Here is a 13,022-nt window from a genome sequence, read left to right on the forward strand (position 1 = left end):
TTTCTTAGGCGTATTTTATAACGCTCAGTTGTTTTCTTCCCACGGGGCTTTGCCTGCTACGGTAATACCCATACTACGAGCCGTTCCCGCTATCATTTTCATCGCAGAATCAATTGTAAAGCAGTTCAAATCCGGCATTTTTGTCTCAGCGATCGTACGAACCTGATCCCATGATACCGAACCTACTTTCAAGCGGTTGGGCTGAGCCGAACCAACTTTAACTTTTGATGCTTCCAGAAGCAGAATCGCGGCCGGGGGGGTCTTTATGACAAAGTCAAAAGACTTATCCTTATAGTAAGTAATAACTACCGGCAATACCACACCCATTTTATCCTGGGTACGGCCATTGAATTGCTTGCAAAACTCCATGATATTCAAACCTTTCGATCCTAGTGCAGGACCGATTGGAGGTGAAGGATTGGCTTGGCCACCTTTTACCTGTAGTTTGACGTATCCACCTATTTCTTTTGCCATTGTTTTGTAATTTGTCGGTTCATTGATTGATTAACGGCTCACATGCAAGTGGAAGCTTACCCTGCCCGTTATTCTTTCAACTATCCTTTTCTACTTGTGCGTAACTGAGTTCCACGGGTGTATTACGCCCGAATATTTTTACAACTACATTGAGTTTTTTCTTCTCATCGAATACTTCTTCCACCAAACCGATGAATCCGCTGAACGGACCATCAACAACCTTCACGGTTTCACCTTTGATGAATGACATACTAGGAGCCTCTTCATGCTGTTCTGCTTCATCAACTTTACCTAAAATTCTGTTGATTTCTGACTGACGAAGGGGCACTGGTACTTTTGAGTTTCCTTCAGCGTTCCCGAGAAAACCAATTACTCCAGGAATGCTGGTTATTATATGCAACACTTCACCCTTTGATAAATCGGCAGAAATGATAATGTATCCAGGAAAAAAATTCTTTTCCCTAACACGTTTCTTTCCATTACGCATCTCATATATCTTCTCAGACGGTATAAGAATTTGCGGAACGAATTCATTTAATTTTTGACGTGTTATTTCATTTTCAATGTAGGACTTGATTTTTTTCTCTTGTCCAGACACCGCTCTCAATACAAACCAATTTAAACTACTCATACCATTCTGGGGTTGCCGCTATAATAAAAAAACACTCTTAGAAGGACTGATAAAACAGTTTCAGTGCATTTTCAAAAACGAAATCCATCACACCTACCACCAAGGCAAATATGAGCGATCCGACAAGCACTAATGTCGTGTTAGCCTGAAGCTCATTGAAAGGAGGCCATGTTACATGCTGGGTGATTTCTTCCCAAGACGCTTTCAAAAAAGAAGTAAACTTTTCCATTTTCTTTTTTATTATGCACGGGTGGAGAGATTCGAACTCCCATCAACGGTTTTGGAGACCGCTATTCTACCCTTGAACTACACCCGTTTATCATGCAACCTTTTCTTTCGGGCTGCAAAGATACAATTTATTTACAAAAAACAAGTGCATTCCTTGTAGAAATGCACTTGCTATTGCTTTTTAACTAATTAGTCAAGAATTTCTGTTACCTGACCAGCACCTACTGTACGACCACCTTCACGGATTGCGAAACGAAGACCTTTCTCCATAGCAATCTTATTGATCAATTTTACGTCAATTGTGATGTTATCACCAGGCATAACCATTTCAACCCCTGCAGGAAGTGTGATCTCGCCAGTTACGTCCGTGGTACGGAAGTAGAATTGAGGACGGTATTTGTTAAAGAATGGAGTGTGACGTCCACCTTCTTCTTTCGAAAGCACATAAACTTCGCCTTTGAAAGCAGCGTGAGGCTTCACTGAACCCGGCTTGCAAATAACCATTCCGCGACGGATATCTTCTTTATTGATACCACGAAGTAGAAGACCTACGTTGTCTCCAGCTTCTCCACGGTCAAGGATCTTACGGAACATCTCAACACCAGTAACGGTAGATTTAAGACCTTCTGCACCCATACCAAGGATATCGACAGGCTCACCAGAGTTGATCACACCACGCTCGATACGACCAGTTGCCACAGTACCACGACCAGTGATCGAGAATACGTCTTCAACAGGCATAAGGAAAGGAAGATCAGTCATACGTGGAGGAATTGGAATGTAGCTATCAACAGCGTCCATCAATTCTTCAATCGTTTTAACCCATTTCTCTTCGCCATTCAATCCACCCAAAGCAGAACCTTGGATAACAGGAATGTTGTCTCCATCATAATCGTAGAAGCTCAAAAGCTCACGAATTTCCATTTCAACAAGCTCAAGAAGTTCTGGATCATCAACCATATCCACTTTATTCATGAATACAACGAGTTGAGGAACACCTACCTGGCGAGCCAAAAGGATGTGCTCACGAGTTTGTGGCATAGGACCGTCAGTCGCAGCAACTACGATGATTGCTCCATCCATCTGCGCAGCTCCTGTAACCATGTTCTTCACATAATCCGCGTGACCTGGACAGTCAACGTGTGCATAGTGACGGTTTGCTGTCGCGTACTCTACGTGAGATGTGTTAATTGTGATACCACGCTCTTTCTCTTCAGGAGCATTATCAATTGATGAGAAATCGCGAAGTACTGCTAAACCCTTTTTCGCCAACACAGTTGTGATAGCAGCAGTAAGGGTAGTTTTACCGTGGTCAACGTGCCCGATAGTACCAATATTTACGTGGGGTTTCGAGCGGTCAAACGTCTCTTTTGCCATGACTTAAGTACGCTTAAAATTAAAAGTTATTACGAATTTATTAAACACTAATGATTGATCCTGTTTAGCTTACACTTGCCAAGCACTTCAAAATCAATTAAACCAATACAAAGAACCAAAAATCTTTCTGAGCCATTGAGGGGATTTGAACCGTGCGGCGGACCGTCCCTGACCTCTTCCTTACCAAGGAAGTGGTCCTCTACTCAATAATTCCAACTCTTTCGAGCCATTGAGGGGATTTGAACCGCGCGGCGGACCGTCCCTGACCTTTTCCTCACCAAGGAAGTGCTCCTCTACTCAATAATTCAAACCCTTTCGAGCCATTGAGGAGATTTGAACCGCGCGGCGGACCGTCCCTGACCTCTTCCTTACCAAGGAAGTGCTCGTCTACTCAATAATTCAAACTCTTTCTGAGCCATTGAGGGGATTTGAACCCCTGACCTCTTCCTTACCAAGGAAGTGCTCTACCCCTGAGCTACAACGGCGAAACGTTAAACAGCCAAAAAAGCGATCAGCGAAAAAGTATCAATATGAATGTTTTCGCTGATCGCTTACGGTGTTTTAAAAATGAGCGGAAGACGAGGTTCGAACTCGCGACCTATAGCTTGGAAGGCTATCGCTCTACCAGCTGAGCTACTTCCGCATTTGTTTTTGCCTTTCTTGACTGGTAATAACAAGAGGAAATTTGGCACAAACTGTGGGGGCGGATGGATTCGAACCACCGTAGGCATACACCAGCAGATTTACAGTCTGCCCCATTTGGCCGCTCTGGTACACCCCCAAACAACATTTCAACACAACCGTGAAAACCGCTTGTTTCACTTTTTGGAGTCGCAAAATTATACCCTTTTCTGAAATTCTCAAATTCTTTTGAAAAAAAATAAATAAAAAATAGCGGCCCCGGAAAAAAAAGCTGTCCAGAGCCACTATTGTTGCTTTTTTCAATCAAAATAATCTTACTCCAAAGCTGAGCATTTTTACTGCCGGACCTTTGTTATCCGTGTAAAGCCCGTTCAAATCATAATTGACGAAAAAATCCGGAAAATTTCTAATGCCTATTTCTGCTCCGATTCCGTACCGCAAATCTTCAATATAAAAATTCTCACGAACACGGTTTACATCCTTGCTACCCTCTGCCCTCAGTTTCGTGTAACTGCCCAGTCTGTATCCTCCATACACACCGGCACTGATGTATGAAATAAATGCATGCGGAAAACTTACAGTCGGCATGAACGAGAGATTGACGTAAGGTACTGTCAATTTACTTTTTTTCATCTCTATCTCATTGCCATCATCGTCAGTTACAAGAGGAAAGTCTACCTTATCTGGACCTTTGGCTACCGTGTTATTTCCATCAAACATTAAATTGTACCAGGAAAAGTCTACCCCAAAATCCAGGTGCAACCGGGCATTCTCTCCTCGTACAATTGTTGAGCTAGCTATATAACCAAGGCTTATAAAACGAGATCCAAATGGTCGAAGACCATAGTCATCCTTATTATAACCCAAAGTGGATTTGTTGACCCCGTATGTATTGAGCCCCAGTGCTATGTTAAAACCCTTCCTCGGACTTGAATTCCTACCAGAGCGGTAGAAACGTTTCCCTGTCCTTCTGTACGTAGAATCGGCTCCGTCGTCCTTAACTTCTACCCCTTTCGCGTTAATCGTCACCTCTGTATCCCCGTCTTTGATATGAATACCCCGAAGACCTATCCGCACATAATCCTTCTCGCTTTTCTGAGATGAGTCCTTCAAATATCTGCTACCATTAAATTCTTCCCGCAAGTAAGTTGTATCTGCACTAGTGCTATCAAGCCTGATTTTCAAATCCCTCAATAGCGCGTTGAGATCATAGGCCATAATCTTATCCAGATCCTCGCGATTTTCACCATAGATAATCATGCGGGTTTTAGCTCCAAATGTGACGATAATAGAATCCTTATCTGACGGATTTTTTTCTAAAAATGTTACCCCTCCGTACCCACTAACCCCAGTAAATAGGAAAGAGAATATCCAGGCGAAATAGAATTTATTTTTCATGGCTTAACAGATTACAGTTTTGTTTTCTCTTTTATGTTATGATATTTTTCTGAAACTTTTTCTTCGCCGTTACGCAGGCGATCATCTACTCTGGCTACCAACACCTTAGGATCAAAACCCAATTCGTCCCAATCAACCCTTTCGCCGGCTCTCGCATTTTTCAGTTGCCTGAATACCTTCGAAAACCTGGAAGTCTTTGGCTTACTTTGAAAACCATTGTTGTCCGTATCTATTACGACAACTACCGTCCGCGATGGCTCAACTTCATCTTGCATTTCACTTGATTTCTTGACAAGTGGTATACCTGCAATGGCTTTCATCTCCAGTGGATTTATTTCGCCAGTTTTCTGATCAATATCGGCTGAAGGAATCTCTTTCAAGTCACCCGCAAAAACCTCTTTTTGAGGATCGTCTATTTTTTTGTTGTCGGTTATAATTTCTTGCGAGACACTAAACTGTTCCCGAGCCTGACGTTTGGCAATTTTCGCAGCGACAATCGTCGTTGGCTTTTTGTTTTCCGCACTAACGATAGGTAGTGAGTCTTTATCAGTCAAATCCGCGATAACCGGTTGATCGTCATTAACAGGTGGCGCAACATTATTAGCCAGCGAAGCTGGTCGGGTATCCGGATCGTTATTTTCCCAGATCGCATAACCTGTTAACAGCGCAACAATTACACTGGCCGCGGCATACCATATCCAGCCCGGCGCCGATGGCTTTGACCTTGCCTCTTTGGCTATTTTTAACCAAGCCGAGGGCGAAGGCTGCTTCTCCTGCCCTGTAAGCCTACGATTGAAAAGATCATCAACTGGATGCTTTTTCATATTCTACTTTTTTTTTAAAATCATTTTGCCAATCCGAAATCCACTGTTGCAATTGTGCCCTTGCACGATGCAACTGCGATTTGGAAGTACTTTCAGTTATCCCGAGCATCTGTGCAATTTCAATGTGCGCGTACCCTTCAATTGCGTAAAGGTTAAAAACTGTCCGGTAACCTATGGGCAGCTTTTCTATCAGATTCAATAACTCCTCAGTTTCCAGATTTTGATCTGCCTGCAAATAATCCGGGATACTGGCTGCCTCATCCGATAATGTATCCTCGGGCATCCTCTTTTGCTTTCGAAGGTAGCCAAGTGCCTCATTAACCATAATTCTACGTATCCATCCCTCAAAACTTCCCTCGCTATTGAACTGACTTATTTTTCCAAAAACCTTCAAAAACCCCTCGATCATCACATCTTCCGCGGCCATTTCATCGCATATGTAACGAAAACACAACGCAAACATTCGGCGACTATATTTATCATACACTTGTTGCTGCGCCTTGGGATCATCTCTCCCGAGCGCTTTAACAAGCTGTCCTTCCTGATTAAACAATGATAAAATTCGACCCATTCTTTTGGTGGTTTCGTTATCAAGATGCCTATTCTTCCCACAGAGGTTGCGTAGGGCTCATACTTTTTTTAAAGTCTCGTCCTGGTATCGGTTTGGACAATCAACTATCTCAACCTTCATTAATTTATAACAAATTACAATACAGCAAATTAAGCTTGACCTGATACTTCTTTCGACTAAATTTTAAGATTATATCAAACTTTAAAAAAAATATCAATTCCGATCTTTTAGCTTTGGCAGGAATATAAAATACAAATTATTTCCCGATGCTTGATTCTTCTGCTCCCATTGGAATTTTTGATAGCGGAATTGGCGGTATGACTGTTGCCAGCGCTGTTACAAGACTTTTACCCCAGGAAAATACGATCTATTTTGGCGATACAGCTCACCTGCCATACGGTGATAAGTCAACTGCGGCCATTCAGGCATATGCTATTAAAATATGCAATATGCTCCTTCAGCAGAATTGTAAATTGATTTTGATTGCCTGTAACTCGGCTTCGGCTGCTGCTTATGAACTTGTTCGTGAATATGTTGGCAGTAAGGCGAAAGTGATGAATGTAATTGATCCAGTTGTAGATTATATCAAGGAACATTACAATGGCAAGACAATCGGGCTTATCGGGACGAAACAAACTGTTCTTTCCAATGTATACAAGAAAAAAGTTGATGCATTATGCAAAAATATCGATCTGAAATCGCTGGCTACTCCCCTGCTCGCCCCGATGATTGAGGAAGGTTTTTTTGACAATAATATCAGCGAAAGTATCATTACCAGCTATCTTTCAGACGCGTCGCTCTCAGGTATTGAAGCACTCATTTTGGGATGCACACATTACCCGCTCATTAAAAATCAGATCCGGAAATTTTACGGTGAAAACGTTGAAATCTTGGATACCTCCGAAATTGTAGCTCACTCATTAAGGGCCTGGCTAGAGCAACATTATCTGACAAATGAAAAAGGAGAAGGCAAAAGGCAGTTTTATGTGTCCGACTATACGCTTTCATTTGAACAGTCTACCAATATCTTTTTTGGCCGTCAAATTCAGCTGGAACATTATCCGTTGTGGGAATGATATCAATAGTAAACAAGTTTTACTGGTGTAAGTAACCCAGAGGGCATGGGCTTCCAATTTAACGCGTCAAATCTTTTGTAAGTGATATCAACGATATTAATATCATAAAACTTTTTCCAATCCGGCACCTGCCGATCCCTCAGCCGCATGTAGTTAGCCGACAAGTTTGTCACCTCTACTTCCAAAAGGTTTTCCTTTGTTTTAAGCAGCAATGAAGGAATAGTCAGTTCAAACGGAATACACCAGGCCGTACCAACATGCTGCCCATTGATTTTAACCGACGCTACCTCTCTTACATCTCCCAGGTTCAATTTAAAGGTCTTATCGGCAAGAATATGCTCGGGCACACTAAACGTCGTTTCGTAGGAAGCAGTGCCGGAGAAATATTCGGCCGAATCCGAAAGTAGTGTCCACGAGTCAAGAGCATTCAGTTTAAAAATTTCTGAGAATGCTGGTCTACCATTTAAAAACTTAAATTTCCATTCTCCTGTAATTGGCAATTCCTGGTATTCATTTTTCACAAATGGAACCTCTGCTGATCCAGCGATGGGATTTAAGAAGCAGGATTGTCCCGGAGCCAATGATAAAAAGAATTCCCGTTTATCACGCGCTTTTCGGGAAGCGATTTGTGACGTTCCGGCCATTGGATCGAACTTTTCATAAACTCCTGTACTATTCAGGGTAATCCAATCTTCCTTGAAAGTATTTCCAAGATTGGATATAAAATAATAGGGCTGTCCGTCAACTCCTTTTTTCCTTATAAATGTAAGCCCCTTCTGAGATAACGTTTCCGGCCCAGCGCCATATTTCCCCAGTGCTTCACGCCAGTCGTCGGTTACACTCACTCCCGCCATTTTTTCAAGCGCCTTCATTTCTCCGTTAAAAACTTTCTGCCTCTTTTCCCCCAACACATATCCGGTAACTCTGGACGGCAAATTGTTTTCAAAAACAATACGGGCACCAGCTTTTGCCAAGCTGATCAAGTGCTTTTGAGTCTCTTGCGGCATATAGGTACTGGAAGGGATAAGTAAGGCCTTATATACAGCATGTCCGGATGATAACTCACCATTTTTCCCAACACGCAGCTTGCCAATCTGCAAGTCTGATGCATAGTCGAACGAATAACCCTCCTTCCACAATTTCGTGGTTAATTTACCAAAAGGCAGATCTAGAAGCCATCTGTCAACGTGATGTACTTCCAGCAAATGTACCCCTCCGGCAGACTTGCCAGGTGTAGCCCACAAATCATGGATTGGGAAATACACCAAAACATCATTATCAGGCCGACCTTGCTGCAAGCGTTCCTGACATTGCTGTACGTATTTATTTAGTAAAGAAAATTGTCCGGCGAAATGTGAGCTGCTTCCGAAATTAGTTGATGCATAGAAGAGCCAGCCGGGATAAGGTTCGCTGGAAGGGGAATAAGTGGTGCCATGGTAGAATATATGATTGACACCGGCTGTAAAAAGCTCGTCAATCTGCGGTTTAATTTGAGAAAGAGAAACCTTAAAATGATTTGCCAGCCACGTCCCGGTTTCTGAGCTTACAAGTTTCTTGCCATAAAAATGAGCAGCTGAGGATGCAAATTTCATAGCCAGCGGATTGGGTGTACCAAATTGATCGATGGAATAATCGGGATCTATCCGAAGCCCCGGGATTTCAAACCGGCTTGTCCCGAACGACTCTGTCTCCGGAATATCAGCTTCTCCATACAAGTCCAACAAATTACCTGGTGAACCATGTGCCTGATACCTTGTCAGAAAACCCCGCTCACGGCTCCACTGAGTCCATGGATGAGCGTATCGTTCTCGCAACAGCTCAGCAAGGGTTTGATGATAATCTATCCTTACCCTGTCCGCTTCGATGTTTCGGGTGGTATCTGTCAAAAACCGCAGAACATCCTTCAGATTATATCCTCGCCGTTTGTTAAACTGCTCCTCGAAATCTACCGTCCAGTTAGCCCCGTACGCTTCATACGAGTCATTGTACATAGATCTTGGCCGATCTCTTACATTGGCAAAAGCAGAATCGAACCGACTTAAATATGACGACATGGCCTTTGGATGGAATGGATCAAGTACCAAGCCTTCGCCCCCAGGAGCAGAACGTTTTACTTTTTGGTTAGTGAGCTCAGTAACAAATTTCCCGCCGTCAACAGACATACTCTTCGCAGCGATAGCCGGGCTCACATTTGGCCCTCCAAATGGCCAGCCCGTACCGGTTGTCATGTCTACACCAATTCCAAGTCGCTTGGCTTCACGAACTGTAAATTGCATGATGTCAATCCAATCTGCGTTTAAAAAAGGGATTGACTTGTTCTCATAACCCTTGACACCGTAAATGGGGATAATATGCACTCCGCCTAATCCCGACTTCTCAAAATAAGTCAGCTGCGCTGTAATGTCATTTTTCGTAACCGCACTGCCCATCCACCACCAGTACGTCCAGGGTTTGGCAGTGGAAATTTTTTGGCCGTAAATAACCTGAGTACTCATATATATCAGCACAAAGAGAAGCCTACGCATAGTGTACATATTTTAATGACATAAAAAAAGCGAAACCGCTCCGGGCTTCGCTTCTAAAATAAACTAAATATTTCGCTATGGAAAGGCTTGCTTTACCCTAGTTGTAACAAATTGCCGCTCTTGCTGCGCCTTTTTGCTGTTACGATACCATAAGTAACCAATTACCGCAACAAGAAGGTAAGGCATGACAAACAAAAACATGATGCCTGTATTAAGTCCTACTCCAACATTATTTCTTCCATTTCCCATCGAACTCTCCACTGATCCACGGCACATTGCACATTGGGCCCATGTGTTGGTAGCAGTCAAAATAAAGAGAACAAACATGCCTAAAAATATCGCCAGCTTTTTCATACATAGTAAGGACTAATCATTAGATAAACGATAACACCACTGACACTGACATAAAGCCAGATAGGAAAAGCCCATTTCACCGCTTTCCGATGCTGTGGCAATTGATTTGTATATCCGAAATACACTGCACGAAGCACAAACCAGACGACCACGATGGAAAGTAAAATGTGAGATATCAGCAGAAAATAATAAACAGGCCTGACAAACCCTTCTCCTCCAAACGGCGTAGATTCGTTTGAAATATGGTATAATATGTAGCAAACCAGAAAAACAGCGCCCAATCCAAATGCAGCTGTCATAGCTTTCCTATGCCCATTTCTGTCATTCTTACGGATATAATAGTACCCTAAAAGCAGAAACCCAGCTGTCAATGTATTGATTACACCAATAACATGTGGTAAAACCTTAGTCCATGAACCGAGATCTATTTTTTGTCTGATTCCCAACAAGGCAGCCACAGCCAATGGAATTACTACAGCCAGGATGTTGATTATACGCTCGTATTTTGGTTTCTTTTCTAAAACTAATGTTGCCATGTTCACAGGCGTTTTTTTAATTTCTCTTCGTAATCCAATATCTTGATTTCGGCCATCAAACGGTCAATTTCCGGTGCATCAGAGCCATCGTAATATCCTCTGATAAATCCCTTTTTGTCTAAAAGGACAAGTTTACTTTTTAAGCCACTCGTCTTGCTTTTTGGAATAACCGTTTGAAAACGCAGTTCCTTCAAACATCTTTCTATACTCTCCCGATCTGCATATATCACTTTCCACCCATCATCAGCCGACTTTTCAGCACCCTTTTCCGCCAACGTCAAAATAGTCAATTCGGGAATTTCCTTACGCAGGCCTTCAATTCTTTCCAATTGGGACAAAACGAGTTTGCAAGTGTCACGACATTCTGCCGGCAAATAGCTTACGACAGTCACCTGTCCAATGAGTTTCTTACTTAGAGTATCTCTGGTACTGTCTTGCTTTAAAGTCAGTTTCGCAAACTGTTGATATACCGTATCTCCCCTCTCATCAACTACACTTCCATTTGGAGCGACTAGCGGGTGGTAATATGGCAGATCATAATGGTTGTCGGCAAAGAACTGCAAGAAAGTAAAAATCAAAGCCGGAATTACCAATGTTACAATTAGCAATCCGGCTTTGCGAGATTTTTTCATATTTCTCTGGTACTAGTCAAAAATCGCGCTAAAAATCGCGTGCCCTTCGAGCAAGAGCGCCAATATTAACCACGCTACAAAAATAATCGGCACTAATATCGACCAGATCAACGACTTGGTTTCATGCTTCAAGTGCATAAATTCACCCACAATATAAAACGCTTTCACAATCGTCATCACGATGAAAATTGAGATCTTCAGAACGCCGTGAGGGACTGTGAATGCGATTACGAATTCGATCGCGGTAAGGATCAATAGGATCCAGAACGTTTTCCATATCGCTTTACGTTGCTCTGCGCCCGCGTTTGGATCCTGATTATGAATATGGTGTACTTCTGACATCTGACTTTGAATTAATATTATTTAATGATTTAAACCAGGTAAAAGAATGTAAATACAAACACCCACACTAAATCGACAAAGTGCCAGTAAAGACCAACTTTTTCTACCATTTCATAACTTCCTCTTTTATCGTAAAATCCGGTAGCGGAACGGAAGAAAATAAGTATGTTTAATATTACACCACTGAAAACGTGGGTTCCGTGAAATCCAGTAATAAAGAAAAAGAAATCGGCGAATGCAGGAGGACCGTATTGATTTTCGGTGAGGTTTGCGCCGAAAACAGTTTTCTCAATCCACGTTCCGTTCTCAATCACCTTCATAACACTTCCGGCATCAGTTCCGTGAATAAAGTGAGCCCATTCCCACGCCTGGCAGCCTAAAAATGTAAATCCGCCGAGGATTGTCCAAAGCATATACTTTTCAACATTCGCACGGTCCATACGGTGACCAGCTTCAACCGCAAGTACCATAGTTACACTACTAGCGATAAGTATAAAAGTCATGATACCTACAAATACCAGCGGTAATGAAATTCCATGAAGAAATGGTACCGCCTCATACACCTTTTCAGGAATAGGCCAGTACATGTTGGAAAATGTAAAATCTGCTGCTTCGCCGGAAAAAGCCGGGAAACTAAACCGCGCTGTGCCGTATGCCACCAATAAGGCGGAGAAAGTAAACGTATCCGAGATGAGGAAAAACCACATCATCAGTTTTCCGTAACTTGCTTTCATAGGCTCAATTCCCCCCAACCACATTTTGGGTTCTACCGCGCCAGGTGTTGTTACATTTGCAGCCATCGATTAAAAATTATTAATTAAAAGTCAATAAAAAAACAAAAAGGTATAACCAGAGTATATCTAAAAAATGCCAATAAGTAACGCAAATCTGTATCTTCCTCAGATTTTTGGCATGAACGTTCAAACGAAAAGCAGCCATCCATGAAAAAAACAGCACGATAAGGCCGCTAATGATATGAAATCCGTGTAAACCTGTAAACACGTAAAAAAACGATCCGGAAGGGTTGCCGACAAAATAAACATTCATAGACACCAGCTGCTTCCAACCTTCAAACTGCATCGCCAGGAATACCAGGCCTAGTACAAAAGTAATAGAAATTGCTATTTTCAATTGTTTGAACTGATCTTTTTTTGCCGAGAAATAGGCCCATTGCATCGCAATGCTGCTAAGCAAAAGTACCACAGTACTATACCAGAATATCTTCGGCATTTCGAATTCCAGCCAGTTACCTTCTGCTCTGCGAACAAGATAAGCGCTTGTTTGAGAAGCAAAAAGCATGATAATACTTACCAAAAACAACCACAGAATAAACTTCATTGGATCCATTGCCAATGTTTCCTGCGGCTCCTTATCTACTTTATATTGATGAACGCTTTCCATTTCGTACTTTA

15 protein-coding genes and 4 tRNA genes are annotated in these 13,022 nt (G+C 42.3%); 1 reads left to right on the forward strand and 18 read right to left on the reverse strand.

Annotated elements, in window-relative coordinates; all coding sequences use genetic code 11:
- Nucleotides 1-24 precede the first annotated feature (24 nt).
- The 11 genes from rplK to FBF61_RS24250 all read right to left on the reverse strand — a co-directional run bounded on the left by rplK (nt 25) and on the right by FBF61_RS24250 (nt 6,145).
- A complete protein-coding gene (gene rplK, locus FBF61_RS24200; RefSeq protein ID WP_138368218.1) occupies nt 25-474 on the reverse strand; it encodes a 50S ribosomal protein L11 in 450 nt (149 codons plus the stop codon).
- A 76-nt stretch (nt 475-550) separates the two neighbouring features.
- Nucleotides 551-1,105: a transcription termination/antitermination protein NusG gene (nusG, locus tag FBF61_RS24205; RefSeq protein ID WP_015812908.1), complete on the reverse strand. Its 555-nt coding sequence runs from the start codon at nt 1,103-1,105 to the stop codon at nt 551-553.
- 37 nt (nt 1,106-1,142) lie between these two features.
- Nucleotides 1,143-1,334 carry a preprotein translocase subunit SecE gene (gene secE, locus FBF61_RS24210; RefSeq protein WP_056291150.1) on the reverse strand — a complete coding sequence of 64 codons (192 nt, stop codon included), beginning with the start codon at nt 1,332-1,334 and terminating at the stop codon, nt 1,143-1,145.
- Nucleotides 1,335-1,350: 16 nt separating this feature from the next.
- Nucleotides 1,351-1,421 (reverse strand) — tRNA-Trp (locus FBF61_RS24215).
- 101 nt (nt 1,422-1,522) lie between these two features.
- Nucleotides 1,523-2,710 (reverse strand): elongation factor Tu, encoded by a 1,188-nt coding sequence (gene tuf, locus FBF61_RS24220; RefSeq protein WP_138482183.1) that lies wholly within the window; start codon nt 2,708-2,710, stop codon nt 1,523-1,525.
- A gap of 413 nt (nt 2,711-3,123) precedes the next feature.
- Nucleotides 3,124-3,195: transfer RNA gene (locus tag FBF61_RS24225), tRNA-Thr, on the reverse strand.
- An 85-nt stretch (nt 3,196-3,280) separates the two neighbouring features.
- Nucleotides 3,281-3,353, reverse strand: a tRNA-Gly gene (locus FBF61_RS24230).
- A gap of 55 nt (nt 3,354-3,408) precedes the next feature.
- Nucleotides 3,409-3,491: transfer RNA gene (locus FBF61_RS24235), tRNA-Tyr, on the reverse strand.
- A gap of 164 nt (nt 3,492-3,655) precedes the next feature.
- Entirely contained in the window at nt 3,656-4,750 is a 1,095-nt protein-coding gene (locus tag FBF61_RS24240) for a hypothetical protein (protein WP_138482185.1), read from the reverse strand.
- An 11-nt stretch (nt 4,751-4,761) separates the two neighbouring features.
- Complete coding sequence (locus FBF61_RS24245; RefSeq protein ID WP_138482188.1) at nt 4,762-5,574, reverse strand: hypothetical protein; 813 nt, start codon at nt 5,572-5,574, stop codon at nt 4,762-4,764.
- A complete protein-coding gene (locus FBF61_RS24250; RefSeq protein WP_138482190.1) occupies nt 5,555-6,145 on the reverse strand; it encodes an RNA polymerase sigma factor in 591 nt (196 codons plus the stop codon). Before FBF61_RS24250 ends, FBF61_RS24245 begins: the two co-directional genes overlap by 20 nt.
- A gap of 266 nt (nt 6,146-6,411) precedes the next feature.
- On the opposite strand from FBF61_RS24250, the gene murI reads away from it, so the two are divergent.
- Nucleotides 6,412-7,221 carry a glutamate racemase gene (gene murI, locus FBF61_RS24255; protein ID WP_138482192.1) on the forward strand — a complete coding sequence of 270 codons (810 nt, stop codon included), beginning with the start codon at nt 6,412-6,414 and terminating at the stop codon, nt 7,219-7,221.
- Nucleotides 7,222-7,223: 2 nt separating this feature from the next.
- Here murI and FBF61_RS24260 read toward each other — a convergent pair whose 3' ends face one another.
- The 7 genes from FBF61_RS24260 to FBF61_RS24290 form a co-directional block, all read right to left on the reverse strand.
- Nucleotides 7,224-9,746, reverse strand: coding sequence for a glycosyl hydrolase (locus FBF61_RS24260; protein ID WP_138482194.1), 2,523 nt, complete (start codon nt 9,744-9,746; stop codon nt 7,224-7,226).
- 75 nt (nt 9,747-9,821) lie between these two features.
- On the reverse strand, nt 9,822-10,073 hold the full coding sequence (locus tag FBF61_RS24265) for a CAMCR motif-containing small membrane protein (protein WP_510185893.1): 252 nt from the start codon (nt 10,071-10,073) through the stop codon (nt 9,822-9,824).
- Nucleotides 10,074-10,096: 23 nt separating this feature from the next.
- Nucleotides 10,097-10,636, reverse strand: coding sequence for a DUF420 domain-containing protein (locus FBF61_RS24270; protein ID WP_138482198.1), 540 nt, complete (start codon nt 10,634-10,636; stop codon nt 10,097-10,099).
- A 2-nt stretch (nt 10,637-10,638) separates the two neighbouring features.
- Nucleotides 10,639-11,268, reverse strand: a complete 630-nt coding sequence (locus FBF61_RS24275) for a hypothetical protein (RefSeq protein ID WP_138482200.1) — start codon at nt 11,266-11,268, stop codon at nt 10,639-10,641.
- Nucleotides 11,269-11,280: 12 nt separating this feature from the next.
- Complete coding sequence (locus FBF61_RS24280) at nt 11,281-11,610, reverse strand: cytochrome C oxidase subunit IV family protein (protein ID WP_138482202.1); 330 nt, start codon at nt 11,608-11,610, stop codon at nt 11,281-11,283.
- 29 nt (nt 11,611-11,639) lie between these two features.
- The gene (locus FBF61_RS24285) at nt 11,640-12,410 is read right to left on the reverse strand and encodes a cytochrome c oxidase subunit 3 (protein WP_138482204.1); all 771 of its coding nucleotides are present in this window, start codon (nt 12,408-12,410) and stop codon (nt 11,640-11,642) included.
- 13 nt (nt 12,411-12,423) lie between these two features.
- The gene (locus tag FBF61_RS24290) at nt 12,424-13,011 is read right to left on the reverse strand and encodes a cytochrome c oxidase subunit 3 (RefSeq protein ID WP_138482207.1); all 588 of its coding nucleotides are present in this window, start codon (nt 13,009-13,011) and stop codon (nt 12,424-12,426) included.
- Nucleotides 13,012-13,022: the final 11 nt, after the last annotated feature.

The organism is Dyadobacter bucti (genome assembly GCF_005869225.1).
In the GTDB taxonomy this organism is placed as follows: Bacteria; Bacteroidota; Bacteroidia; order Cytophagales; family Spirosomataceae; genus Dyadobacter; species Dyadobacter bucti.

Excerpts from the sequence above, each read along its gene's own strand:
- FBF61_RS24265 (WP_510185893.1), bottom strand. The coding sequence starts at position 10,073 with ATGTTTGTTCTCTTTATTTTGACTGCTACCAACACATGGGCCCAATGT.
- FBF61_RS24280 (WP_138482202.1), bottom strand. The coding sequence starts at position 11,610 with ATGTCAGAAGTACACCATATTCATAATCAGGATCCAAACGCGGGCGCA.
- rplK (WP_138368218.1), bottom strand. The coding sequence starts at position 474 with ATGGCAAAAGAAATAGGTGGATACGTCAAACTACAGGTAAAAGGTGGC.
- FBF61_RS24270 (WP_138482198.1), bottom strand. The coding sequence starts at position 10,636 with ATGGCAACATTAGTTTTAGAAAAGAAACCAAAATACGAGCGTATAATC.
- FBF61_RS24240 (WP_138482185.1), bottom strand. The coding sequence starts at position 4,750 with ATGAAAAATAAATTCTATTTCGCCTGGATATTCTCTTTCCTATTTACT.
- FBF61_RS24290 (WP_138482207.1), bottom strand. The coding sequence starts at position 13,011 with ATGGAAAGCGTTCATCAATATAAAGTAGATAAGGAGCCGCAGGAAACA.
- FBF61_RS24245 (WP_138482188.1), bottom strand. The coding sequence starts at position 5,574 with ATGAAAAAGCATCCAGTTGATGATCTTTTCAATCGTAGGCTTACAGGG.
- FBF61_RS24250 (WP_138482190.1), bottom strand. The coding sequence starts at position 6,145 with ATGGGTCGAATTTTATCATTGTTTAATCAGGAAGGACAGCTTGTTAAA.
- FBF61_RS24260 (WP_138482194.1), bottom strand. The coding sequence starts at position 9,746 with ATGCGTAGGCTTCTCTTTGTGCTGATATATATGAGTACTCAGGTTATT.
- tuf (WP_138482183.1), bottom strand. The coding sequence starts at position 2,710 with ATGGCAAAAGAGACGTTTGACCGCTCGAAACCCCACGTAAATATTGGT.
- nusG (WP_015812908.1), bottom strand. The coding sequence starts at position 1,105 with ATGAGTAGTTTAAATTGGTTTGTATTGAGAGCGGTGTCTGGACAAGAG.
- FBF61_RS24285 (WP_138482204.1), bottom strand. The coding sequence starts at position 12,410 with ATGGCTGCAAATGTAACAACACCTGGCGCGGTAGAACCCAAAATGTGG.
- FBF61_RS24275 (WP_138482200.1), bottom strand. The coding sequence starts at position 11,268 with ATGAAAAAATCTCGCAAAGCCGGATTGCTAATTGTAACATTGGTAATT.
- secE (WP_056291150.1), bottom strand. The coding sequence starts at position 1,334 with ATGGAAAAGTTTACTTCTTTTTTGAAAGCGTCTTGGGAAGAAATCACC.
- murI (WP_138482192.1), top strand. The coding sequence starts at position 6,412 with ATGCTTGATTCTTCTGCTCCCATTGGAATTTTTGATAGCGGAATTGGC.